The following is a 22,814-nucleotide window of genomic DNA, read 5'->3' on the forward strand; positions in this document are numbered from 1 at the left end:
AGCGCGGTCGTCACAGCCGTCACCCGCGACGGCTCCGCGCGCACGCGCCGAATCCCGCAAGGGAACCGGGGAACCACCACCTTGGGGTGAATCGCACTAATACCACCGGGTAGAAATCGGTCGGTATACGCGCGTAGGAGACCTTCCTGCTCCGAACCCGTCAGCTAACCCGGTAGGCAGCGGAAGGAAAGGAGTGCGCCCGCGTGGCGTCCAACCGGCCTGCTCCGACAGCCCCGTTCGTGCCCAGCCAGCGTCAGCCCGAGGCCTACGGCCTCGGTGGACAGCGCACCGACGAGGGCCCCTGGGAGGAGTGGAACCCCACCGAGGAGTCCCTCGCCCCGGTACGCGGCCGGCACCGCGTCGCCAAGCAGCGCGGCGGAGGCCTCGCGCGGAGCTCCACGGTTCTCGGCGTCGGCGTCATCGCCGCCGTCGGCGCGGGCGGCATGGCCAGCGCCAACACCGGCAAGCCGCCGGTCTCCATCTCGCTGCCCGACCTGCCGTCCTCCGTCGACTCCCTGCTCGGCGACGACGGCGGCCACCAGGCGGCCCCCACCGCGCTCAGCAGCGTCACCACGGCGACCGCCACCGACGCCGACTCCTCCTCCGACGCCGGTGAGGCGCTGCGCAGCCGGATCATCGCCCAGGCCGAGCAGCAGCAGACCCAGATCGACGTGAAGGCCACCGCCAAGGCCGTCGCCGCCGCCGACAAGGCGGTCTCCGACGCGGAGGCGAAGGCGGAGAAGGCCGCGGCGACCCAGGCCGCCGACGCCAAGGAGAAGGCGCAGGCCGCCGAGAAGGCGCAGGCCGAGCAGAAGCGGCTCGCCGCGCTGGCCAAGCAGTACACGCTGCCGGTCGTCTCCTACACGATCACCGGCACCTTCGGCCAGGCCGGCTCCATGTGGGCCTCCGGCTACCACACCGGCCTCGACTTCGCCGCCCCCACCGGGACCCTGATCAAGGCCGTGCACAGCGGCACCGTCACGGAGGCCGGCTGGGCCGGCTCGTACGGCTACCGCACGATCCTCACCCTCGACGACGGCACCGAGCTGTGGTTCTGCCACCAGTCCTCGATCGGCGTCAAGGTCGGCCAGAAGGTCGCCACCGGTGACGTCATCGGGCGGGTCGGCGCCACCGGCAACGTCACCGGCCCGCACCTCCACCTGGAGGTCCACCCCGGCGGCCAGGCCACCGGCATCGACCCGATGACCTGGCTGCGCGGCAAGGGCCTGAACCCCTGACGGACCCCCACTGATCCCCGGCGGCCCTGACGACGACCCCCCGACGTCAGGGCTGCCGGTCCGGTGCGTCCGGGGGACGGTGTCCGGGACCGGGCGACGCCTTCCGCATTTGCGAGAACGCCTTCCGTCGCGACGCCTTCCGCTTTTACGAGAACGCCTTCCGCAGCGACGCCTTCCGCTTTTACGAGAACTTCGCGTTGTGGCGGCATCGGACCCCCGGCCGACGATGTTGAACTGAGGCATGACCTCTACTCCGGACTCCTCCGCCTCCCCCTCCGCTTCCCGCCCTCTGCGCAAGCTCGGTGCCTCCGACCTGGAGGTATTCCCGCTCTGCCTGGGCGGCAACGTCTTCGGCTGGACCGCCGACGAGGCCACGTCCTTCGCCGTCCTCGACGCGTACACGGCAGCGGGCGGCAACTTCGTGGACACCGCCGACTCTTACTCGGCCTGGATCGAGGGCCACCAGGGCGGCGAGTCCGAGACCGTCATCGGCAAGTGGGTCAAGGCGCGCGGCAACCGCTCGGACGTCGTCATCGCGACGAAGGTCAGCCAGCACCCCGACTACCCGGGTCTGTCGGGCGCCAACATCAAGGCCGCCGCGGACGCCTCACTGCGGCGCCTGGGGACCGACTACATCGACCTCTACTACACCCACTTCGACAAGCCCGAGATCCCGGTCGAGGAGATCGTCGGTGCCCTGGACGAACTGGTGCGCGCGGGCAAGGTCCGGCACATCGCCGCCTCCAACATCACCGCCGAGCGGCTCCAGGAGTCGCTGGACCTCTCCGACCGCGAGGGCCTCGCCCGGTACGTCGCCCTCCAGCCCCACTACAACCTCGTCTCCCGCGACACCTACGAGGGTCCCCTCCAGGAGCTGGCCTCCCGCACCGGTCTCGCGGCGGTCCCCTACTTCGCGCTGGCCGCGGGCTTCCTCACCGGCAAGTACCGGCCCGGCGCGACCGTCGACAGCGCCCGCTCGGGCCGTGCCGCCCAGTACCTGGAGAGCGAGCGGGGCCGGCAGGTCCTGGCCGCCCTGGACGAGATCGCCGACGCCCACTCCGCCCCGATCGCCACGGTCGCCCTGGCCTGGCTCGCGGCCCAGCCCACGGTCACGGCCCCGATCGCCTCGGCCCGCACGGTGGAACAGCTCCCGGCCCTGCTGGGGGTGGCGGAGCTGGAACTGACCGACCAGGAACTGACCCGCCTCACGGCGGCTTCCGCCTGACCCGCCGTGGCCGGCACCGGGCAGGGTGGCGGTGGCTGGTGCCGTGATGGGCGTCGCGAGCCGGTGAACCTTTCCGGTCGCAGCACTAGCTCCGGTACGGGTTGTAGGCCGGATACGGCATCGGTGCCTCGTACCAGCCGGGCGGGCCGTAGAGAGGCGGGGCGAAGCCGGCGGGTCCCCGGCGGCCGCGCGGGGCGGCCGTGCGGGCCGCGTAGTCCAGGGCGGGGCGGACCAGCTCGCGCCGGTTCCACAGCTCCGTCAGCAGCTCCCGCTCCCGCCCCACGAAGCCGGCGCCCGCCCGGCCCCGGCGGCCCGCGCGCCGCAGCAGGGCGAGCGTCGTCGCGTACCCCTCGTACTCGGCGACCGCCCGCCCCGCCGGCTTGCCGAAGTGGTAGGCGGCGTACTCCCGGGCGATCTGCCGGGCCCGCATCGACCCCAGGACGAAGGGCTCCACCGTCCCCAGCCACCCCGCGAACACGTAGGCGGGCAGCTCCTCGCGCACGGCCCGCAGCTCCCGCTGCCGCGTCCAGACCGCCAGCCAGGTCAGCAGCCCGAACGCCGGCACCATGAACATGCCGTACACGGCGAAGAACCCGTACTGCCCGAACGTCGACGAGCCGTTCCAGAACGCGTGCATGCCCATCGCGAGCAGCAGCCCGGCGACCGGCACCACCACCCGCCACACCCGCCCCCGCTCCCCGGAGAACGCCGCGATGCCGAAGCCGATCCCGGTGAGGACGGTGAACAGGGGGTGCGCGAAGGGGGACATGACGATGCGGACGAAGAACGTCGCGGCGGTGACGGAGGCGATGCCGGTGCCGCCGCTCAGCCGGTCGGCCCCGAACGCCGTACCGAGGTAGAGGATGTTCTCGGTGAACGCGAACCCGGTGGCGGTGACGCCCGCTATCACCACCCCGTCCACGATCCCGGTGAAGTCGCGTCTGCGGAACAGGAAGACCAGCAGCACCGCCGCACCCTTGGCGGACTCCTCGACGATCGGCGCTATCACCGTCGCCCCGAGCGTGTCCGCACTGCTCGGATCCGCCGTCGCTATCCAGCGCGTCGCGAAGCTGTTGGCGACGATCGCTATCAGCGCGGCCGCGCACGCCCCCCAGGCGAACGCGAACAGCAGGTTCCGCCAGGGCCCGGGCTGGACCCGGTCGAGCCAGCGGAACGCGCCTATCAGCAGCGGCACGGGCAGCACCGCGAGCCCGAGCCCGACCAGGAAGCCCTCCGTGCCGGTCTGCTCCCGCACCAGCGCGAGGATGATGAGGCCGGAGAGGGCGAGCAGGGTGCCGAGCGCCCAGTACCGCACCCAGCGCCTCTGCCAACAGCGGGGATGCCGCAGACCGCGGCCGGCGGGGTCCGGGGGGTACGACGGATACGGCGGGTACGGCGGCGGGGAGGTGGCCACGGCATCGACCCTAACGAGATGACTCCGGTCGGTGCTGATCGCCCTGCTGCACCGGATGCTGTACGCGGCGGAAGAGCAGATCGTTCACGACATGGCCCTTGTCCAGCCCCTGCCCCTCGAACCGGGTCAGCGGCCGGTAGCCGGGACGCGCCGCGAAACCGCCCCCGGCCTGGGTGTTCTCGAACGCCGGGTGCGCGTCGAGCACGTCGAGCATCTGTTCGGCGTACGGCACCCAGTCCGTCGCACAGTGCACGATCGCCCCCGGCCTGAGCCGGGTCGCGGCGAGGTCGAGGAACTCGGGCTGGATCAGCCGCCGCTTGTGGTGCCGCTTCTTGGGCCACGGGTCCGGGAAGTACACCCGCAGCCCGTCCAGCGAGTCGGGGGTGAGCATCTCCCGCAGCAGGATGATCGCGTCGCCGTTGCCGACCCGGATGTGGGAGAGGCCGTTCTGGTGGGCGAGGTTGAGCAGGTTGCCCTGCCCCGGCGTGTGCACGTCGACGGCGAGGATGTTGGTGTCCGGGTCGTCGGCGGCCATCTGCGCGGTCGCCTCCCCCATCCCGAACCCGATCTCCAGGACGACGGGACGGCCGTTGCCGAACAGCTCGCCGAGATCGAGGACGCGCTGCCCGTCGATGTCCAGCCCCCAGACGGGCCACAGCCGCTGGAGGGCGTCGGCCTGTCCGGCGGTGACGCGGCTGCGCCGTGGCTGGAAACTGCGGATCCGGCGCTCGAAGTGGGACCCGGCCGGATCGGCGCTGGGCCCGTCCGGGAACCGCGGCTCCCCCTTGGCCCGGTCGTGCCGGACGGACACACCGGTGACGTGCGGGGAGTCCGCGCCGGGGACGGTCCCGGCGGGACTGGGGGTCTCTGGGGCATTGAGCGAGTCAGACACAGTGCAGCCGATTTTACGGCCAGTGCGGGACGGGCCGGCCGGGTACCGCCCGGTCACCCCGGACGTCCCGCCCGGTGTCACACCGCGCCCAGCATGTCCAGGGCCCGGCGTGCCACCTCCCGCCCGATCGGCAGCGAGGCCGTCGCCGCGGGCGAGGGCGCGTTCAGCACGTGGACCGTCCGCGCGCCCTCCTTGATCAGGAAGTCGTCCACCAGTGAGCCGTCCCGCAGCACCGCCTGCGCCCGCACGCCGGCCGCCGTCGGTACCAGGTCCGCCTCCGTCACGGCCGGCAGCAGCCGCCGTACGGCCGCCGTGAACGCCCGCTTCGAGACCGACCGCAGCAGTTCCCCGCCCCCGTACCGCCAGTGCCGCCGGGCCAGCACCCACGACCCCGGCCAGGCCAGCGTCCCGGCGACCTCCCGGGGCCGTACGACGCCCCAGCCGTACCCCTCCCGGGCGAGCGCCGGCACCGCGTTGGGTCCGATGTGCACGCCTCCGTCGAAGCCACGGGTCAGATGCACCCCGAGGAACGGGAACGCCGGATCCGGCACCGGGTAGACCAGCCCGCGCACCAGCTCCCGCCGGGCCAGCTCGTAGTACTCCCCGCGGAACGGCACGATCCGCATCTCCGGGTCGTCCCCGGCCAGCCGGGCGATCTCGTCGCAGTAGAGCCCGGCGCAGTTCACCAGCACGCGCCCTCGCACGACGTCTCCGCGCGCGGTGAGCACGGCCACACCCCGATCCGGCCGCCGGTCGATGCGCTCGACGCGGGCCCCGTACCGGATCTCCGCCCCGGAGGCCTCGCCGAACTGCCGGGCGACCCCCACGAAGTCGCACACCCCGGTCGTCCCGACGTGTATGGCCGCCAGCCCCCGGACCTCGGGCTCGTACTCCGCGATCTGCGAGGTCCCCAGCTCCCGTACCGGTATGCCGTTCTCCCGGCCGCGCTGCACGAGCGCGTGCAGCCGGGGCAGCTCGGCCCGGTCGGTGGCGACGATCAGCTTGCCGGTGACGGCGTGCGCGATGCCGTACTCCGCGCAGAACTTGACCATCTCGGCGGCGCCCTTGACGGCGTACCGCGCCTTCAGCGAACCGGGCCGGTAGTAGATCCCGCTGTGGATGACCCCGCTGTTGCGGCCGGTCTGATGGCGTGCCGCCCCGGCCTCCTTCTCCAGCACGGTGACCCGGGTGCCGGGCGCGGCCCGGCTGATCGCGTACGCCGTGGACAGCCCGACGATCCCACCCCCGACGACGAGCACGTCACAGTCATAGGCAACCCCGGCGGACATCCGCACCACCTCCCACGCTCGATAGTGCACTGCGCCACTGACATCACTTTGAAACGTGCCCGAGGAGAGCGCCCCGAAAGCCGCGCCGGAGGTACCCCCGGCCGGAGGCCGGGGGAGGAACCGCACGAGCGACCACGGTCCCCCCGCGCCCGCCGGCCGGGCGGAACCCGGCGGACGGCCAGGCGCCCCTCACGCCGGTGCCATGAGCAGCGGCCTGGCCCGCTCGCGCAGCTCCACCACCCTCGGCTCGTCCCCGTACGGCTCCAGCCTGTGCAGCAGGTCCTTCACGTACTCGGTCGTCCGGGCCGACGAGATCCGCCCGGCCACCTCCACCGCCCGCACCCCCTGCTCGCACGCCGCGTCGAGGTTTCCGGACTCCAGTTCGGCCACGGCCGAGACGACCAGCCGCAGCCCGTGCGACCGCACGAACTCCTCGGTCGGCTTGGACAACGCCTGTTCCGTGAACCGCCGCACCTGCCGCGGCGCCTTCAGGTCCCGGTAGCACTCGGCGGCGTCGGCGGCGAACCGGTCGTACCCGTAGAAGCCGAGCCAGGTGGGGTCGTTGTCCCCCTCCCGGGCCCGCTCCAGCCACCCTTCGGCGGCCTTCAGCGCGGCCCCCGCAGCCTGTGCGTCACCGGCACGCGCGTGTGCCCGTGCCTCGACCAGCCGGAAGAAGCTCATGGTCCGGGCGGTGGCCAGGCCGCGGTTGCGTTCGACGGCCGCCTGCGCGAGGTCGACGCCCTCGTCGCCGAACCCGCGGTAGGTCGCCTGCAAGGACATCGATGCCAGGACATACCCGCCGAGCGGTACGTCGGCCGCCGCGCGGGCGAGCCGCAGGGCCTGGATGTAGTACCGCTGCGCGGCCTCCTGCTGTCCCGTGTCGAAGGCCATCCACCCGGCGAGCCGGGTCAGTTCGGCGCTCGCCCCGAACAGCGCCCGTCCTACGTCGTCGGAGTACGCGCCGAGCAGCAGCGGTGCCGCCTCCACTCGCAGGCACTCCGGCACCATCGACGAACGCCAGTCGCCACCGCCGTACTTGGAGTCCCAGCGCCGGGCGTCCTCGGCGGCCTCCCGCAGCTTCTGCACGTCGCTGTGGCCGACTTTGAGCGGTGCGCCGGAGGCCTCGGCGGCGTTCGCCTCGCGCGCGACCGAACTGTCGGCGGGGGTTATCAGCCAGCGGGACGCGGGGGTCGCGTAGGCGCTCACGGCGAACGAACCCGCCAGCGACTGCCAGATGCCCCCGGAGCCGGCCCGGCGGCCGGCGAGGTCGAGCCGGTACAGCTCGGTGGCCGAACGCACCGCCTGGCCCACGTCCCTGGGGAAGGCGAGGCCCACCTCGGGCGCGGGATCCGCGTCCGCCAGGCCGATCTCGTGGAGCGGCACCGGGCGGCCGAGCTTCTGGCCGATCGCGGCCGCGATGAGATGCGGCGCGGCGCCCTGCGGCACCATGCCCTTCGACACCCAGCGCGCCACCGACGTCTTGTCGTAGCGAAGAGTCAACCCGCGTTGGGCGCCAAGATCGTTGACGCGTCGCGCGAGTCCTGCGTTGCTGATTCCCGCGAGGGCGAGAACGGTGCCGAGTTTTTCGTTCGGCCCGCGTTGCTCCCTGGACATGCGCCACCCCTCGACACAGACGGCTGCCGCGCTGGCATAACCACGCGGCATTCGTAAACCCAGCGTAGTTCGCCGCATCCCAAGCGTTAAGGGGCATTCTTCCGGATGGCGGGATTGTGGTCCGTACGCGAGTGCGGCCCATTTACGCACCGTGCACGCCGTGTCGCGTCGTGCCCCCGCCGTGTGGCCGTGCGCCCGTACGTGCGCTCTTCTCCGGCCACGGGGGGAGCGGTTCCATGGTTGGTGCGTGGGTCGGCCCGCTGTACTGGATCCAGTGGGCTGGGGGACACCGCCACCTCAATCCCCGCGGGTGGCGGACCGGTCCGGGAGGCGATGCCCGCCTCCCGGACTGTGCGTGTCGGTGCACGCGCGCGTGCGGTGCGCAAAGCATGTACGGAGCGTGCGCACCGCCGCGCGAACCTCGCCGAATTGGCCGAAAGTCGCCCCCTCCTCTTGCGGGCGATCAACGCTCCCACCACGGCAATTGAGGGCGCGAAGGGCGTTCTGGGGGAGCGTACAGGGGGCGCATTCGCGTCGTGGTCGCCTTGCCCCGTGCGGTGGTTCGCCTCTTCCGGCAGTCTTCCCCCTCACACGGGCTCAGGCCGGTCCTGCGACAACTCCGGGAAATCTTCCGAGGATCAAAGGCGGCCCCACCGCCACTCCGGAGCGCGTCCTTCATGGCAGCATGGGGATCCGGTTCGTACCGTGCATGGTTGTCCACAGCCTGTGGAGGCGTCGATGCGGTGGTTGGTGGGATGGAGCAGCACCGCCTCCGGTGCCGCCACGCCCGGCTCCGCCGGCGCCACGGGCTACGACGGCGAGACCGTCCACCCCGTCGGCTCCCAGCTGCTGTGGGGCGACCCCGACCCGCTCTGGGCGGTCGGCGACTGGCGCCCCGACGAGGTGCGCGTCATCAGGGCCGACGCCCAGAACCGCATCGCCGTCCTCGGCACCTGCGGCGCCACCGACGAGGAACTGCGCCTCGGCCTCTTCACGGCGCGCGGGGGCGCACTCCGGCATCTGACCGCCTGGTCCGGCAGTTACACCGCCGTCGTCCAGGTCGGCCGCCGGATCACCGTCTGCGGCGACCTCGCGGGCGCCCGCCCGGTCTTCCACACCCCCTGGGCAGGCGGAACGGCCTACGCCACGGCCGCGCTGCCGCTCGCCGACCTGATCGAGGCCAACCTCGACTACGGTCACCTCGCCGCGCTCCTGGCCGCCCCGGACGTCCCGGCGGCGGTGCACGACTCCACCCCGTACGAGGGCGTCCGGCGCATCCCGCCCGGGCATGCGCTGATCCTGCGCACCGGGGCGCGCGAGGTGGCCGGGTACGAGCAGGTCGCCTCGCTGGCGGTCGCCGCCCCCGCCGCCGACCCCGACCGTGCGGTGGACGCCGTACGGGACGCGCTCGTAGAAGCGGTACGCGCGCGGCTGTCGGCCCCACGGCACGTCCCGGACATCGACCCGGGCCCGGTGCCCGGCATGGGCCCCGCCGAACGGCGCGCGGCGCGCGGGATGCCGGTGCCGGGCATCGGCGCCGACCTGTCCGGCGGCCCCGCCTCCGGCACCCTGGCCCTGCTGGCCGCCGGGCTGCCCGGCATGCCCGGCACGGTCCTCGGCCACGGCACGGGCGCCGGCGAGCGACTCCTGGCGGTCACCTTCAACGACCTCGCCGTCGGCGGCCGGGAGGCGGAACTGGAACGCGCGGGAACCCTGGCGGCCAACCCGCGCCTGCACCACGTGGTGGTGACCGGCGGTGAGGACATGCTCCCGTACGCCGACCTGGAGGGCCCGCTGACCGACGAACCGGGCCCCTCCCTCGTCCACGCCGCCCGGCACCGCGCCCGGCTCGCCGCCGGCAGCGCCGACCACTTCACCGGCTACGGCGCCCGTCAGGTGCTGGACGCGCACCCCGCCCGCCTCGCCGACCTGCTCATGGACCGCAAGCGACGGCACCTGGTGCGCCCGGTCGCCGCGCTCGCCAAGGCGGACGGTTCGGTGATGGTCTCCGCGCGCGTGTACAGCGCGGCGCGGCGGCTGGCCCGGACCCCCTACCGCGCGGGCGTCGAGTCCCTCGCCGAGCGCCTGCTGCGGCGCCGCTTCGACGAGCCCGCGGGTGCGGTGGGCGCGTCCCTCGCGGCGCTCAGCTGGGCGAGACCCGGGCCGGCGGCGCGCTGGCTGACGGGTGAGGCACTGGCTGAAGTATCGGTTCTGCTCCAGGGGGCGGCGAACCGCTCCGGCGTCGGACCCGGACAGCGCCCCGGCGACTACCGCGCGCGTGCGGTGCTGGCCCGGCACGCGGCCGACATCCGCGTCCTGGAACAGGCCGCGGAGATCCGCTCCCAGCGCCTGCACGCACCCTTCCTGGACAACCAGGTGGTCCGCGCCTGCCGGGAACTCCCCGAGGCGCTGCGCGTGCAGCCCGGCGCCCGCGCCAGCATCCTCCGTACGGTCCTGGCGGGCGCCGGCGTCGCCGACCTCCCGCCGGGCTGGGGCGCCACCTCCCACGCCTCCTCCGCGGCCGCCACCCGCACCGGCCTGCGGGTGGCGGCCGACGACCTGATCGACCTCTTCGCCACACCGCTGCTGGCGCAGGCCGGCCTGGTGGAGGCCCGGGTGGTCCGCAAGGCGCTCCGCGGGGCGGCGGCGGGCGAACCCCTCCCGCTGGACGGGCTGGCCGACCTGGTCTCCCTGGAGCTGTGGCTCCGCCGCCTGCTGTCCCGCCGGGGCACGTGCTGGACGGGAACACCGGCACGCGCGCGTGCCGTCCCCGCGGGGATCCGGCCGATGCGGGGCGCGCTGGCGTCGGGAGCGTGACCCGCCGGGGCGAAACCCCCGTGCCCGATCCGGCCGGCCCGGCGACAATGACCCGGTGCGGTACCGAATCCTCGGTGTGACCCAGGCAGTCGACGACCAGGGCGCGCCCATACCCGTCGGCGGCCCACGCCTGCGCGCGCTGCTCACCGTCCTCGCCCTCCGCCCCGGCCGCACCCTCACCCCCGAGACCCTCATCCACGAGATCTGGGCGGCCGACGACGACCCGCCGCTGGACGCCCCGGCCGCCCTCCAGGCCCTGGTCGGCAGGGTCCGCCGCGTCCTCGGCCGGGGCAGCATCGCCTCCACGCCCGGCGGCTACCGGCTGGACGCCGCCGAGGACGACGTCGACCTGCACGTCTTCGAACGCCTGGTACGCGAAGGCACCGCCGCCCCCGAACCGGCCGCCGCGCACCGCCTGCTCACCGAGGCGCTCGCGCTGTGGCGCGGCCCCGCCCTCGCCGACCTCCCCGACCGGGCGACGGCCGCCGCCCGCCCCGAGGCGCTCCGGCTGGAGGCCATCCGCGGCCGCGCCGCCGCCGCCCTCCGCCTCGGCCGCGCCTCCGACGTCGTACCGGAACTCACCGCGCTGACCGCGGCGCACCCGTACGACGAGACGCTGCACGCCCTGCTCATCCGCGCCCTGCGGGACACCGGCCGCCCGGCGGACGCGCTCGCCGGGTACGAGGCCGCCCGCCGCGCCCTCGCCGAAGGCCTCGGTACCGACCCCGGTCCGGAACTCCGGGCCCTGCACGCGTCGTTGCTGAGCCGGGACCCGGCCCCGCCGGCCGCACCGGGGCCCCGCACCGGCAACCTGCGTCCACGGCTGACCTCCTTCGTGGGCCGGGAACCCGAACTCGACGCGGTTCGTTCCGAATTGCGCAGGGCCCGCCTCGTCACCCTCACCGGACCGGGCGGCTCCGGGAAGACCCGTCTCGCCGAGGAGGCCGCCGCCGGGCTCCCGCAGGCATGGCTCGTCGAGCTCGCCCCGCTCGACCGGCCGCAGGCGGTGCCCGGCGCGGTGGTCAGCGCGCTCGGCCTGCGCGAGACCGTGCTCCTGACCAACGAACTGGCGGCCCCGCAGGCCGACCCCACGGCCCTGCTCGTCGAGTACTGCGCGCGACGCAGCCAACTCCTGATCCTCGACAACTGCGAACACGTCGTCGAGGCGGCGGCCACCCTCGCGGAGACCCTGCTCACCCACTGCCCGGGGCTCACCATCCTCGCCACCAGCCGTGAACCCCTCGGCGTCCCCGGCGAGTCGGTGCGCCCGGTCGAGCCCCTCGCCCCCGAGCAGGCGCACCGGCTCTTCGAGGAACGCGCCGCCACCGTCCGCCCCGACCCGGGCGGCGCGCCGGACGACCGGACCGCCGTCGACGAGATCTGCCGCCGTCTGGACGGCCTGCCGCTGGCCATCGAACTCGCGGCGGCCCGGCTGCGGCTGCTCACGCCCCGGCAGATCGCGGACCGGCTGGACGACCGATTCCGCCTGCTCACCTCCGGCAGCCGCACGGTCCTGCCCCGCCAGCAGACCCTGCGCGCGGTCGTCGACTGGTCCTGGGACCTGCTGGACGAGCGGGAGCGGACGGTCCTGCGCGAGGTGTCCGTCTTCGCCGGCGGCTGGGACCTGGCGGCCGCGGAGTCCGTGTGCAGCGGTCCCGTCGCCGACCTCGTCGGTGCCCTCGTCGACAAGTCCCTGGTCGTCGCCGCACCGGACGGCGCCGGCGGTATGCGCTACCGCATGCTGGAGACCATCCACGAGTACGCCGTCGAGCGGGCCGCCGAGGTCCCGGGGCTGCGCGCGGCGGCCGAACGCCGGCACGGCACGTGGGTGCGGACGCTGGTGGAGGAGGCGGCGCCGAAGCTGCGGTCCGCGGACCAGATCCCGTGGATCGGCCGCCTGGAGACCGACCTCGACAACATCCGTGCCGCGCTCACCCGCGCGGTACGCACGGGCGAGGAGGAACTCGCGGGCCGGATCGTCCTCGCCGTCAGCTGGTTCTGGTGGCTGCGGAACTACCGCCTGGAGGCCGTCGCCTGGATGGGCGCGGTGCTGCGTCTGGGCATCGCCAGGGACGCCCTGCCGGACGGCGCGGGCCCGGAGGAACTGGGCGCGGCGGCCGACGCGGCGGACCCGGTGGGCGTCCTGCTGGCCGCTCCGGACGCCGAGGCCGGGCACCCGCTGTACGAACTGCGCATGGACCTGCGGCTGTTCGACCTGCTGCTCGCGTCGGAGTCCCCCTCGGCCGGCGGCCTGGTGGCGGACGAGCGGGCCCCGAAGTACATCGCGCTGGTCCGGGCCGCCTTCGAGAAGGGCGGTCCCCGGTCCGCCCGGCTGCCGGGCCTCATCTGGCCGCTCACCGCCTGGTTCCTCGGCAACTCGGCTGACGTCGGCCCCGACATGGCCGCGGTCGTCGCCAACTGCCGTGTGTACGGCGGCGACTGGGAGGTCGGCGTCACCCTGATGTACCGCGCCCACGTCCTGGTCGACTCGCCCGGCAATCTACGGGGCGTCGACGAGGACCTGGCGGAGCTGCGCATCCTCAGCAGGCGGGTCGGGGACCGCTGGATGTGGGCGCAGGTGTGCAGCGCGGCCGGCGAGGCGGCCATGGCGCGCGGCCTGTACCGGGAGGCGGAGGGCGAGTACGAGGAGGCGCTGCGGCTGGCCGGCGAGGTCGGCGCGCACGCCGAGACGCCGTTCCTGATCGCCCGGCTCGCCGAGATCGCCTACCGGTCCGGCGACCGGGAGACCGCACGGGCCACCCTGGACCGGGCGAGCGAGGCCTCCGAACGGTACGCGGTGGCGGAGTCGCAGGCGTTCGTGGCACTGCTGCGGGCGCACATGGCCCAGGACGAGGGGGACGTCGCCGGGGCGCGGGAGTTCTGGGAGGCCGCCCGCGCGGCGACGCTGGGCGGTACCCCGCCGCCCCAGTTCATGGCGGGGTTCCGGGCCGTCGAGGCCCTGATCGTGGCCCAGGAGCAGGGCCCGCGACGGGGACTGCCGATCGTGGCCGACGGGCTGCGCGAGGCGATGGCGGCCCGGTGCGCCGAGGTGATCACGGCGGCGCTGGCGGACGTCGGCGCCGACCTGCTGGCCCGGCTCGGCGATCTGGCCGGCGCGGTACGGCTGTTCGCCGCAACCGACCACTGGCGGGCCGGCGGCGCCCGTGCCGAGCCGGAGCGCGGCCGCGCCGAGCGGATCGACGCCGCGGCCCGGGCGGCGCTGACCGCCGAGCGCTACGCCGCCGAGCGCACCCGGGGCGCGTCACTCACCGAGGAGGACGTGCTGCGCGAACTGGGCGGGACGCCCACGGGCCCCGCTAGTTGCAGCTGAACCTCGAATCGGCCCAGTCGGCGAGTGCCACCGAGTCCAGACCGGTCCCCGGTTCGACGACCAGACGCACGGTCCGTTGTCCGGTGAGGTCCACGTGCACGGGTACGGCCGCCTGGCCGCCCTCGACCGTCCCGGACCGCCACAGCCGCTGCCCGTCGGCGTAGACGGAGAAGACGACCTTGCCGAGGCCGAGCGTCATGTCGTCGACGCCGGCCATCGCGTCGTAGGCGGTGCACTCGCGGTTGAGGTCGATGGTGACGGAGGACCAGCCGTGCACGGTGACGCCGTTCGCGTACCGTTCGCCGGCCACCGATTCCCCGTACCGCTGCCACACCCAGCTGCTCTCGCCGAGCCGCATCTCGGGCCGGGTGCCGTCGCCGGTGACGTCGAAGCGCAGCTCGCTCCACCGGTAGACGACCGGGGCGGGCGGCGGAACGGGCACCGGGGTGGGTGTCGGCGTCGGGGTGGGGGCGGGCCTGGGCACGGGAGCGGGGGTCGGCTTCGGCGCGGGGCTCGGTGTGGGGGACGGCTTCGGGCTCGGGGTCGGGCTCGGGGTGGGCCGCGGGGTCGGCTCGGGGGCGAGGACGACCGGCTCGGGGTGCGGCGGCCGCTTCGGCGGGGTGGGGGCGGGGGTCGGTGCCCCCGGCTCCACCGCCGGCGCGGACGGGGCCGGACGGGCGGCCTCCTTGGCCGGATGGCCGTCGTTCACCAGGGCGAGGGCCAGCGCGGCGGCGGCCACGGCGACCACCCCTGCCGCGATACCGGCCTTCACCGACGCCCCCAGCCCCTCCGAGGCCGCGGCACCCCCGCCACCGCCCGCACCGCCGGACGAACCGCCCGCCGCGGCGGCCGCGCCCGCGGCCCCCGCTCCGGCGCCGCCGGCGATGATCCCGAGCGCCTTGGCGTATCCGGCGGCACCGAACCAGCCGATGACCGCGACCGGCACGACGGCCGGGATCCCGGCGGCGACCTCCTCGATCTGCGCGGCTGCCAGCCGGCACCTGGCGCATTCCTCCAGGTGCTTGCGCAGCCCCCGTTCCGCGCGGATGCGCAGCTTGCGGCGGGCGTAGCCGCCGAGCTGGTCGGCGTAGCGGGCGCACTCCTCGTCGTCGACGAGGGAGGCGCTCACATGGGCCTGGAGGTAGGCCTGCCTGAGTCCCTCGCGGGCGCGGCTGGCCAGGACGCGGGTGCCGTTGGCGTCCAGCCCGAAGAGCGGGGCCACCTCGCTCGGCGACTCGTCCTCGACCTCGGTGTGCCACAGCACGGCCTGCCAGCGCTCGGGCAGCGAACGGAAGGCCTGCATCGCCATCGACTGCTCGGCCTCGTGCATCGCGCGCACGTCGGCGCCGAGGTCGAGGGTGTCGTCGCCGGCGGCCTCCGGGTTCCGCGCGGACTGCGCGGCGAACAGGGCGAAGTCGTCGACCAGTTGCTCGCGCCGGGCCGACTTGGTCCACTGCGCGGCGACCCGCCGGACGGAGGTGAGCAGATAGGCGCGCACGGCGTACTCGGGACCGGACCCGCCGCGCACCGCCTGCAGCATCCGCGCGAACACCTCGGCGGTGAGGTCGTCCGCGGTGTGTCCGTCCCGGCAGCAGGTGCGCGCATAGCGCCGTACCGCGTCCGCGTGCCGCCGGTACAGCTCCTCGTACGCGGAGTCGTCGCCGCCCCGCATCCGCTCGATCAACTGGCTGTCGGCTGGGGGCCGTTCACGCGGCGGCGGGAGGAGGCTGCCGCTCCGCTGTGCCGGAACGTTCCCCTCCGGCGGTTCCTCGGCGGGCGGTACACCGGCCCGCCCGCCCTGGCTGGGCACCTGCTGCGAGGTCAGTTCCTCACCGGCGGACTCGTCCCACCCGTCAACGCTCATCGCGGCACGCCCCCGACGCCCCAGCCCAACCCGACCGAATCACCGGGTCAGAGTGCCACATCGGCTTTTGTCCAGCCCCCGGAGTGACGGACCTACCACTCGTCCGAGCGCACGGGTCAGCTCGGTGCACCGATCTTCACCCGTGAGGGGAAGCGCGAGGGACAGGAGCCCGTCCCCCCGCGAGGGGGTGCGGGCTCCGCGCCGACCGGCCGTCGACCGGCACCGGCACCGGCACCGGCACCGGTACAGGCACCGGCACCAGCAGCGTCAGGGCCGGGACCGCAGTCCCTCCAGCAGGATGTCCAGCAGCCGTGACGAGGCAGCCGCCTGCTGTGCCGGGTCGGGCAGCGAGGGAGCCGCCGTGGCGATCACCAGCAGCACGTCGGACACCGACACGTCCGGCCTCAACTCGCCTGCCGCACGCGCCCGTTCCACCAGTCGTCCGACGACCTCGAGCAGCGCGCCCGCGCCCGCGTCGTCGTCGGCCGGCAGCTCCGGCTCCTCGGACACCAGCCGCAGCTCGCCCGCGCCGGACTGGGTCCGCTGGTGCGGCACCCGGGCCTCCTCGACGCCGGCCACGGAGCCGCCGACCTCCTCCGGCACCCCGACACGCAGCACCTGCGGCGGCAGCAGCCGCCCCGCCCCCGACGCCACCGACGTGCGCAGGAAGCGGGACAGCGCCGACCACGGTTCGTCCTCCTGGCCGAGCGCGGCCCGCGCCTGATCGGTCAGCCGGGAGGTCTCCTCCTCGGCTATCCGCCGGACCAGCACGTCCTTGCTGGGGAAGCGCCGGTACACGGTGCCGACCCCCACCCGGGCCCGCCGCGCCACGTCCTCCATCGGCGCGCCGTAACCCAGTTCGCCGAAGACCTCGCGTGCCGCACGCAGCACGTGCTCCAGATTGCGCTGTGCGTCCACCCGCAGCGGCGTCGTGCGCGGCCCGTCGCCGCGTCCGCTGCCCGCCGCCGCGCTCACCGTTCCGCCGCCCGTCGCGAGCGCGGAAGCCGATGCCCAATGAGTGTCCTGAATATGCATCTGTGTTCCCCCGGTTAATGACGTCTCCCCCCGGAGACGCTCCCCGCACTGTGAAAGCCGGAGCGAGTGGAACTGTCGCCGGTCCACCGGCCGTCGGCCGGGCGGACCCGCCTGTCGCGGACCGTTCGGCCACATCCCCTACACCCCGTCGACACACGAACATAGTTGAGAGGCTGTCAATTCAGAAGGGGGACGTTCCGCACGGAGCGCCCCCCGATCGGAGTACGGGTCGCATAGATCCCGATTCGCTGGCTTCGCGCCCCCTCGCCCGCCCCCACTGACCTGGCCCCTTTCGTCCGCTCCTGACCGTGCGCCGGATGCGCCCCGCGGCGGCCCGCCGGTCACACAAGTTGCCGGGGCTGTGGACAAACAAGAGTCACGGGTGCGTCATGGGACGGTGAAGGAACGTGCGCGCATTCTCGTTGTCGGCGGCGGCTACGTCGGGATGTACACGGCCCTGCGGCTCCAGCGGAGGCTGAAGGCGGAGCTCAGGCGGGACGAGGTCGACATCACCGTCGTCACCCCCGATCCCTACATGACGTACCAGCCGTTCCTGCCCGAGGCGGCCGCGGGTTCGATTTCCCCTCGTCATGTCGTCGTACCCCTGCGACGCGTTCTGGACCGGTGCCATGTCGTCATCGGCGAGGTGACGTCCGTCGACCACGCCGCGCGCACCGCCGAGGTCACCACCCTCGCCACCGCCGAGGAGCGAAAAGGCGCCACTTTCCTCGAGTACGACGAACTGGTCCTCGCGCCCGGCTCGATCGCGCGCACGCTGCCCGTCCCCGGTCTCGCCGAACACGGCATCGGCTTCAAGACCGTCGAGGAGGCCATCGGGCTGCGCAACCACGTCATCGAGCAGATGGACATCGCCTCCTCCACCCGCGACCCCGCGATCCGCGACGCGGCCCTCACCTTCGTCTTCGTCGGCGGCGGCTACGCGGGCGTGGAGGCTCTCGGCGAACTGGAGGACATGGCCCGCTACGCCACGCGGTACTACCACAACGTCCAGCCCGAGGACATGAAGTGGATCCTCGTCGAGGCCACCGACCGGATCCTCCCCGAGGTCGGCCACGAACTGGGCCGCTACACCGTCACCGAACTGCGCCGCCGCAACATCCAGGTGCTGCTGGAGACCCGCCTGGAATCCGTCGCCGACCGCGTCGCCGTCCTCAGCGACGGCCAGCGCTTCCCGACCCGCACGCTCGTCTGGACGGCCGGTGTCAAACCGCACCCCGTGCTCGCCGCCACCGACCTGCCGCTCACCCCGCGCGGGCGGCTGAAATGCACCGCCGAGCTGACGATCGACGGCGTCGACCACGCGTGGGCCGCCGGCGACGCCGCCGCCGTCCCCGACGTCACCGCCGCCGAACCGGGTACCGAGACCGCCCCCAACGCCCAGCACGCGGTGCGCCAGGCCAAGATCCTCGGTGACAACGTCGTCCACGCGTTGCGCGGCGAACCCCTGGACACCTACGCCCACGCCTACGTGGGCTCCGTCGCCTCTCTGGGGCTGCACAAAGGAGTCGCCCAGGTCTACGGGCGCAAGCTGAAGGGCTACCCTGCCTGGTTCATGCACCGTGTCTACCACCTGAGCAGGGTGCCCACCTTCAACCGCAAGGCCCGGGTGCTCGCCGAATGGATCCTCGCCGGACTCTTCAAACGGGAGATCGTCTCGCTCGGCTCACTCGAACATCCCCGAGCGGAGTTCGAACTCGCGGCCGGTGGAAAGCCTCCTCACAGTCCCTCCGACGACTCGAACGGGTCGTCCTGACGGAACTCAGGAACTCCACGGCCCGCCCCGGCGTCTGACGGATGTCGCCGCCGACGGCCACCCTGCCAGACTGCCCCCCGACCGAGCACAAGGCTCTTTCCCAGAACTGCACCGGGGGACATCCCCCGGCCCCCGGCCGCTCCCGTAGCAGGCCGGAGACGACGACACGAGGCAAGGATTCGTGAACTTCACGCGCTGGAGCGCCCGGCTCCCCGGAACGCAGCGCCGCGCCGCAGCGCGGACCGAACACACGGTCTCCCCGGACCGACGAGGGGACGGCTCCGTGCCCGCCGCCCGCGTCGAACAACTGGCCGACGACCCGCCCTGTGTGCCCGCCGTCGACGAACTGCCCGCCCGCGACGTCCTGGACCGCGTCCCGGCCCTGGTCGCCCTGGTGCACGGCCCCGACCACCACATCGCGTACGTCAACGACGCCTACACGACGGCCTTCGGCGTACGCCCCCCCCGGCGCCCCCGCCCGCGACGCCCTGCCCGAGCTCGCCGAACTCGGCCTCCTCCCCCTCCTCGACCAGGTCCTGCGCAGCGGCAGACCCCGCACCCTGAAGTCGCGCAAGGCACTCGACGGCCGCACCTACACGTTCACCTGCACACCCGTCGCCGAGAACGCCGACCACGACGGCGGCGTCCTCCTCTTCGCCACCGACGTCACCGACCACGCGGAGGCGGCCGAGCGGCTGCGCGCCAGCGAGCGACGCCAGCGCGAGACGGCCGTGACCCTCCAGCGCAGCCTGCTCCCGCAGGAACTCGAACAGCCGGACGACCTCCGCATCGCCGCGACCTACCAGCCCGGCGGCACCGAGGCCGCGGTCGGCGGCGACTGGTACGACGTCATCACCCTCGGCGGCGGCCGTACCGCCCTCGTCATCGGCGACGTGATGGGCCGGGGCGTGCGGGCGGCGGCCGTCATGGGCCAGCTCCGTACCGCGGTCCGCGCCTACGCCCGCCTGGACCTGCCACCGCACGAGGTACTCCAGCTCCTCGACGGACTCGCCACCGAGATCGACCCCAACCAGATCGCCACCTGCGTCTACGCCGTCCACGACCCGAACGAGGGGCGACTGGTCTACGCCTCGGCCGGCCACCTGCCGATCCTGGTCCGCGACGAGACCGGCAACGTGCTGCGCACCGACGAGCCGACCGGCCCGCCGCTCGGCACCGGCGGCTGGATCCACTCCTCGGGCTCGGTGCCGCTCGGCCCCGGCTCCACGGCCGTCCTCTACACGGACGGCCTGGTGGAACGCCGGAACGAGGACCTGGACGAGGGCATCGCGGCACTCGAACGCGCGCTGGCCGGAGCGACCGGCACCCCGCAGGTCGTCTGCGACCGCCTGGTCCGCTCCGCCGGAGTCACGGCCGACCACGACGACGACGTCGCCGTCCTGGTCCTCCAGCATCCGGCGCGCACCGGCCACGACGGCGAGCTGTTCCGAAACGCGGCGCTGGAACTCCTCGGCGGTGTCGAGGCGGCGCCGCGCGCGCGGGCGTTCGCCTCCGGCGTCCTGACCAGCTGGCGTTTCCCGGTCGAACTCCACGACCTGGGCGTCCTCGCCACGAGCGAGCTGGTCGCCAACTCGCTCCAGCACGGCACCCCGCCCATGCGGCTGCGACTCCGTCGCACCGACCGCCGCCTGATCATCGAGGTGACGGACGGCGACGACCACCTGCCGCGCCGGCGCCGCGCGGAACCGGGGGACGAGTCGGGGCGCGGCATCGCGATCGTGGCGACGATCGCCTCGGGATGGGGGTCGAGGAGAACGCCCGGGGGCGGGAAGGCCGTCTGGTGCGAGTTCCTGCTGCCGAAGGGGTGAGAGGGCCGGGCTCCGGCCGCGGACGAGCGGGAGCCGGTCGCGCCCCTACGCGGAGACGGACTCCGCGGCGGTGCCGCCCCTCGCCACGACCACGCTCTTCGAGGCGAGCCACGGCCGGTCCTGCGCGGGGGTCAGCCGCCGCCCGAGCCGTACCGCCAGCACGCTGATCCCCAGCGAGAACAGCAGGAACGTCACGATGTACGGCGCGGGCAGCGAAGCCGCCAGCGGGCCGCCCACCGCCGGGCCGACCGCCAGCGCGAGCTGCTTCACCAGGGCGAACGCCGAGTTGTACTGACCGGCCAGGCCCGTCGGTGCCAGGTCGGCCACCAGCGGGGCGACCGTGGGTGACAGCATCGCCTCGCCCAGCCCGAACAGCGCGTAGGTCGACACGAACGCGGCCGTCGCCATCTCCCGGCTGCCGTGTCCGAGTCCCGCGTACCCCGCCGTGACCCAGGCGACCGCCCAGATCAGACCGACCACCGCGATCACCCGGGACCGCCGTCGACGCTCCACGAACCTGAGCACGGCGAACTGGGCGACGACGATCATCAGAGTGTTGGCGGCCAGCGCCGTCCCCAGCGCGGACGTCGATATCCCGGCCGCCTCGACGCCGTACGCGCTCAGCCCGGACTCGAACTGTCCGTAGCAGGCGAAGAACAGCACGAAGCCCAGCACACTCAGCTGCACCATCGCCCGGTTCCCGAGCAGCTGCTTCCAGGCGCCCCGCGCCGACGGCGCCGGAGCACCCGCGATCCGCGGCGCGTGCGGAATCCGCACCGTCGACATCACCGCGGCCAGCAGCAGGAACATCGCCGCCTCGATCGCGAACAGGAGCGTGAACGAGGAGACCCGGGTGGTGTCGACCAGATGGCCGCCGATGAGACCACCGACGCCCAGCCCCAGGTTCTGCAGGAAGAACTGCATCGCGAACGCCCGCGACCGGGTCTCCGACGTCGAGCAGTCCACGATCATCGTCGCCAGTGCCGGCTGCATGACGGCCTGCCCGGCCCCGAGCAGTGCGGCCGCGGCCAGCACGGTCCCCGCGTGGCCGGCCAGCCCAAGGCTCAGCGCACCTATCGCGGCCGTGACCAGAGCGGTGAGCAGGACCGGCAGGGGGCCGCGCCGCACGATCGCCCGGCCGGCGAACGGCAGCACGATCAGCGCGGCCACGGCGAAGACGGCGAGCACGAAACCCGCCGTCATGGCCCCCAGTCCCCGCACCTGCGCCACATAGACGTACAGGTAGGGGACGGTGAAGCCGAGCCCGAACGCGCTGAGTGCGTTGCCCACGTGGATCCGGCGCATCGCTGCGCCCATCGCCCTGGTCACGTTCACCTCTCTCAGGTCGTCAAGTCAGCGGACTACTGAAGTCTGAAGACTTAGAAGCTAAAGTTCGAAGCTAAAGACTACATGACGAAGGACTTCAACGCCAAGGTCGTTCGTGCGATACTGCGGGCATGGCCGACACCACCGGCGCCGGCGAGCCGACTCTCGACGAACAGATCGCCGCCTATCAGCGCGAGTTCCAGGACCTGGACCCCCAGGTCGAGAAGGTCGTCTCGGCGCTGTCCCGGCTCAACCGCCGGATGAACGTCGCCTACGGCCGCCAGACCGCGGGCCTGGGCATCAGCAACGCCGAATGGGAGGTCCTCAAGGCCCTCGTCCTGTCCGGCGCCCCCTACCGCCTGGGCCCGAGCGAACTGGCCAAGCGGCTCGGCCTCACCCCGGCCGCGATGACGCACCGGATCGACCGGATGGTCGCCGAGGGGCTGGTCACCCGGGAGCGGGACGAGTCCAACCGCGTCCGGGTCATCGTCGAGCTGACCACCGAGGGCCGCGAGAAGTGGCTGGAGGCGATGCGCCTCGCCTCGGTCTTCGAGGAGGAGCTCCTCCAGGACCTCACGTCGGCGGAGCGTGGCGTGCTCGGCGAGGTCCTCACCAGGCTGCTGCGTCGCGTGGAGCACGCCCAGCCCGACGCCGGCGGCCGCCTCACCGACCTGGACTGACGCAGGTCACGAGGCCGGGAAAAAATCTTGACAGGGGGTACTTGACACCCCCCTGGCTGATCCGTAAAGTTCTTCGGGTTGCCACGGAGCCGTAACGGTTCTCCGGCAGCACCTCCGCCGCATGAGCGGCACACAAACCATCAGTACGATCTCCCGACCGGGTTGATTTCGGCGCGCCCGAATTCAATTCGATTTCGGGTCTCCGTGCTGTCCGGTCGAGCCACTAAGGCCCGATTGGGCAACGGGAGGCGGATCCGCTAAGGTTTGAGACGTCGGAACGGCCCAACAGCCGGGAAGACAACACCCGCTGACTGGGAATCAGACGCCGAAAGGATCTGATAGAGTCGGAACCGCCGGAAAGGGAAACGCGAGAGCGGAAACCTGGAAAGCACCGAGGAAATCGGATCGGAAAGATCTGATAGAGTCGGAAACGCAAGAACGAAGGGAAGCCCGGAGGAAAGCCCGAGAGGGTGAGTACAAAGGAAG

Annotated in this window: 13 protein-coding genes, 1 pseudogene and 1 riboswitch; of the genes and pseudogenes, 7 read left to right on the forward strand and 7 right to left on the reverse strand. The window is 73.3% G+C overall.

Annotation, left to right across the window (positions count from 1 at the left end; genetic code table 11):
- Positions 1-35 precede the first annotated feature (35 nt).
- Positions 36-196: riboswitch (cyclic di-AMP (ydaO/yuaA leader) on the forward strand.
- A gap of 7 nt (positions 197-203) precedes the next feature.
- A complete protein-coding gene (locus tag ACFY3I_RS24665; RefSeq protein ID WP_390862688.1) occupies positions 204-1,238 on the forward strand; it encodes a M23 family metallopeptidase in 1,035 nt (344 codons plus the stop codon).
- A gap of 241 nt (positions 1,239-1,479) precedes the next feature.
- Positions 1,480-2,463: an aldo/keto reductase gene (locus ACFY3I_RS24670; RefSeq protein ID WP_390862690.1), complete on the forward strand. Its 984-nt coding sequence runs from the start codon at positions 1,480-1,482 to the stop codon at positions 2,461-2,463.
- An 85-nt stretch (positions 2,464-2,548) separates the two neighbouring features.
- Here ACFY3I_RS24670 and ACFY3I_RS24675 read toward each other — a convergent pair whose 3' ends face one another.
- The 4 genes from ACFY3I_RS24675 to ACFY3I_RS24690 form a co-directional block, all read right to left on the reverse strand.
- Positions 2,549-3,877 carry a PrsW family intramembrane metalloprotease gene (locus ACFY3I_RS24675; RefSeq protein ID WP_390862692.1) on the reverse strand — a complete coding sequence of 443 codons (1,329 nt, stop codon included), beginning with the start codon at positions 3,875-3,877 and terminating at the stop codon, positions 2,549-2,551.
- 10 nt (positions 3,878-3,887) lie between these two features.
- On the reverse strand, positions 3,888-4,769 hold the full coding sequence (gene trmB / locus ACFY3I_RS24680) for a tRNA (guanosine(46)-N7)-methyltransferase TrmB (RefSeq protein WP_365285480.1): 882 nt from the start codon (positions 4,767-4,769) through the stop codon (positions 3,888-3,890).
- Between the two features lie 77 nt (positions 4,770-4,846).
- Positions 4,847-6,058, reverse strand: a complete 1,212-nt coding sequence (lhgO, locus tag ACFY3I_RS24685; protein ID WP_390862694.1) for an L-2-hydroxyglutarate oxidase — start codon at positions 6,056-6,058, stop codon at positions 4,847-4,849.
- A 189-nt stretch (positions 6,059-6,247) separates the two neighbouring features.
- Positions 6,248-7,672 carry an MFS transporter gene (locus ACFY3I_RS24690; RefSeq protein WP_365285476.1) on the reverse strand — a complete coding sequence of 475 codons (1,425 nt, stop codon included), beginning with the start codon at positions 7,670-7,672 and terminating at the stop codon, positions 6,248-6,250.
- Between the two features lie 738 nt (positions 7,673-8,410).
- Here ACFY3I_RS24690 and ACFY3I_RS24695 point away from each other — a divergent pair.
- Together ACFY3I_RS24695 and ACFY3I_RS24700 are read left to right on the forward strand one after the other, a co-directional pair.
- Complete coding sequence (locus ACFY3I_RS24695; protein ID WP_365285474.1) at positions 8,411-10,489, forward strand: asparagine synthase-related protein; 2,079 nt, start codon at positions 8,411-8,413, stop codon at positions 10,487-10,489.
- A 55-nt stretch (positions 10,490-10,544) separates the two neighbouring features.
- A complete protein-coding gene (locus tag ACFY3I_RS24700) occupies positions 10,545-13,820 on the forward strand; it encodes a BTAD domain-containing putative transcriptional regulator (RefSeq protein WP_390862697.1) in 3,276 nt (1,091 codons plus the stop codon).
- On the opposite strand, the gene ACFY3I_RS24705 is transcribed toward ACFY3I_RS24700, so the two are convergent.
- Positions 13,807-15,684, reverse strand: a complete 1,878-nt coding sequence (locus ACFY3I_RS24705) for a sigma-70 family RNA polymerase sigma factor (RefSeq protein WP_390862699.1) — start codon at positions 15,682-15,684, stop codon at positions 13,807-13,809. The two genes, ACFY3I_RS24700 and ACFY3I_RS24705, sit on opposite strands and share 14 nt — an antisense overlap.
- A 267-nt stretch (positions 15,685-15,951) precedes the next feature.
- Positions 15,952-16,719: a TetR/AcrR family transcriptional regulator gene (locus ACFY3I_RS24710; RefSeq protein WP_390862701.1), complete on the reverse strand. Its 768-nt coding sequence runs from the start codon at positions 16,717-16,719 to the stop codon at positions 15,952-15,954.
- A gap of 397 nt (positions 16,720-17,116) precedes the next feature.
- Between ACFY3I_RS24710 and ACFY3I_RS24715 the strand changes: the two genes are divergently transcribed.
- Together ACFY3I_RS24715 and ACFY3I_RS24720 are read left to right on the forward strand one after the other, a co-directional pair.
- Positions 17,117-18,493: an NAD(P)/FAD-dependent oxidoreductase gene (locus tag ACFY3I_RS24715; protein WP_390862703.1), complete on the forward strand. Its 1,377-nt coding sequence runs from the start codon at positions 17,117-17,119 to the stop codon at positions 18,491-18,493.
- 181 nt (positions 18,494-18,674) lie between these two features.
- A pseudogene (locus tag ACFY3I_RS24720) lies at positions 18,675-20,322 on the forward strand (SpoIIE family protein phosphatase).
- Positions 20,323-20,367: 45 nt separating this feature from the next.
- On the opposite strand, the gene ACFY3I_RS24725 reads toward ACFY3I_RS24720, so the two are convergent.
- A complete protein-coding gene (locus ACFY3I_RS24725; RefSeq protein WP_390862724.1) occupies positions 20,368-21,627 on the reverse strand; it encodes an MFS transporter in 1,260 nt (419 codons plus the stop codon).
- Between the two features lie 152 nt (positions 21,628-21,779).
- On the opposite strand from ACFY3I_RS24725, the gene ACFY3I_RS24730 reads away from it, so the two are divergent.
- Complete coding sequence (locus ACFY3I_RS24730; protein WP_390862705.1) at positions 21,780-22,328, forward strand: MarR family winged helix-turn-helix transcriptional regulator; 549 nt, start codon at positions 21,780-21,782, stop codon at positions 22,326-22,328.
- The last annotated feature ends 486 nt before the right edge of the window (positions 22,329-22,814 follow it).

This window comes from Streptomyces sp. NPDC001068, assembly GCF_042897315.1.
In the GTDB taxonomy this organism is placed as follows: domain Bacteria; phylum Actinomycetota; class Actinomycetes; order Streptomycetales; family Streptomycetaceae; genus Streptomyces.

Excerpts from the sequence above, each read along its gene's own strand:
- ACFY3I_RS24670 (WP_390862690.1), top strand. The coding sequence starts at position 1,480 with ATGACCTCTACTCCGGACTCCTCCGCCTCCCCCTCCGCTTCCCGCCCT.
- lhgO (WP_390862694.1), bottom strand. The coding sequence starts at position 6,058 with ATGTCCGCCGGGGTTGCCTATGACTGTGACGTGCTCGTCGTCGGGGGT.
- ACFY3I_RS24690 (WP_365285476.1), bottom strand. The coding sequence starts at position 7,672 with ATGTCCAGGGAGCAACGCGGGCCGAACGAAAAACTCGGCACCGTTCTC.
- ACFY3I_RS24695 (WP_365285474.1), top strand. The coding sequence starts at position 8,411 with ATGCGGTGGTTGGTGGGATGGAGCAGCACCGCCTCCGGTGCCGCCACG.
- ACFY3I_RS24705 (WP_390862699.1), bottom strand. The coding sequence starts at position 15,684 with ATGAGCGTTGACGGGTGGGACGAGTCCGCCGGTGAGGAACTGACCTCG.
- ACFY3I_RS24710 (WP_390862701.1), bottom strand. The coding sequence starts at position 16,719 with ATGCATATTCAGGACACTCATTGGGCATCGGCTTCCGCGCTCGCGACG.
- ACFY3I_RS24725 (WP_390862724.1), bottom strand. The coding sequence starts at position 21,627 with ATGCGCCGGATCCACGTGGGCAACGCACTCAGCGCGTTCGGGCTCGGC.
- ACFY3I_RS24730 (WP_390862705.1), top strand. The coding sequence starts at position 21,780 with ATGGCCGACACCACCGGCGCCGGCGAGCCGACTCTCGACGAACAGATC.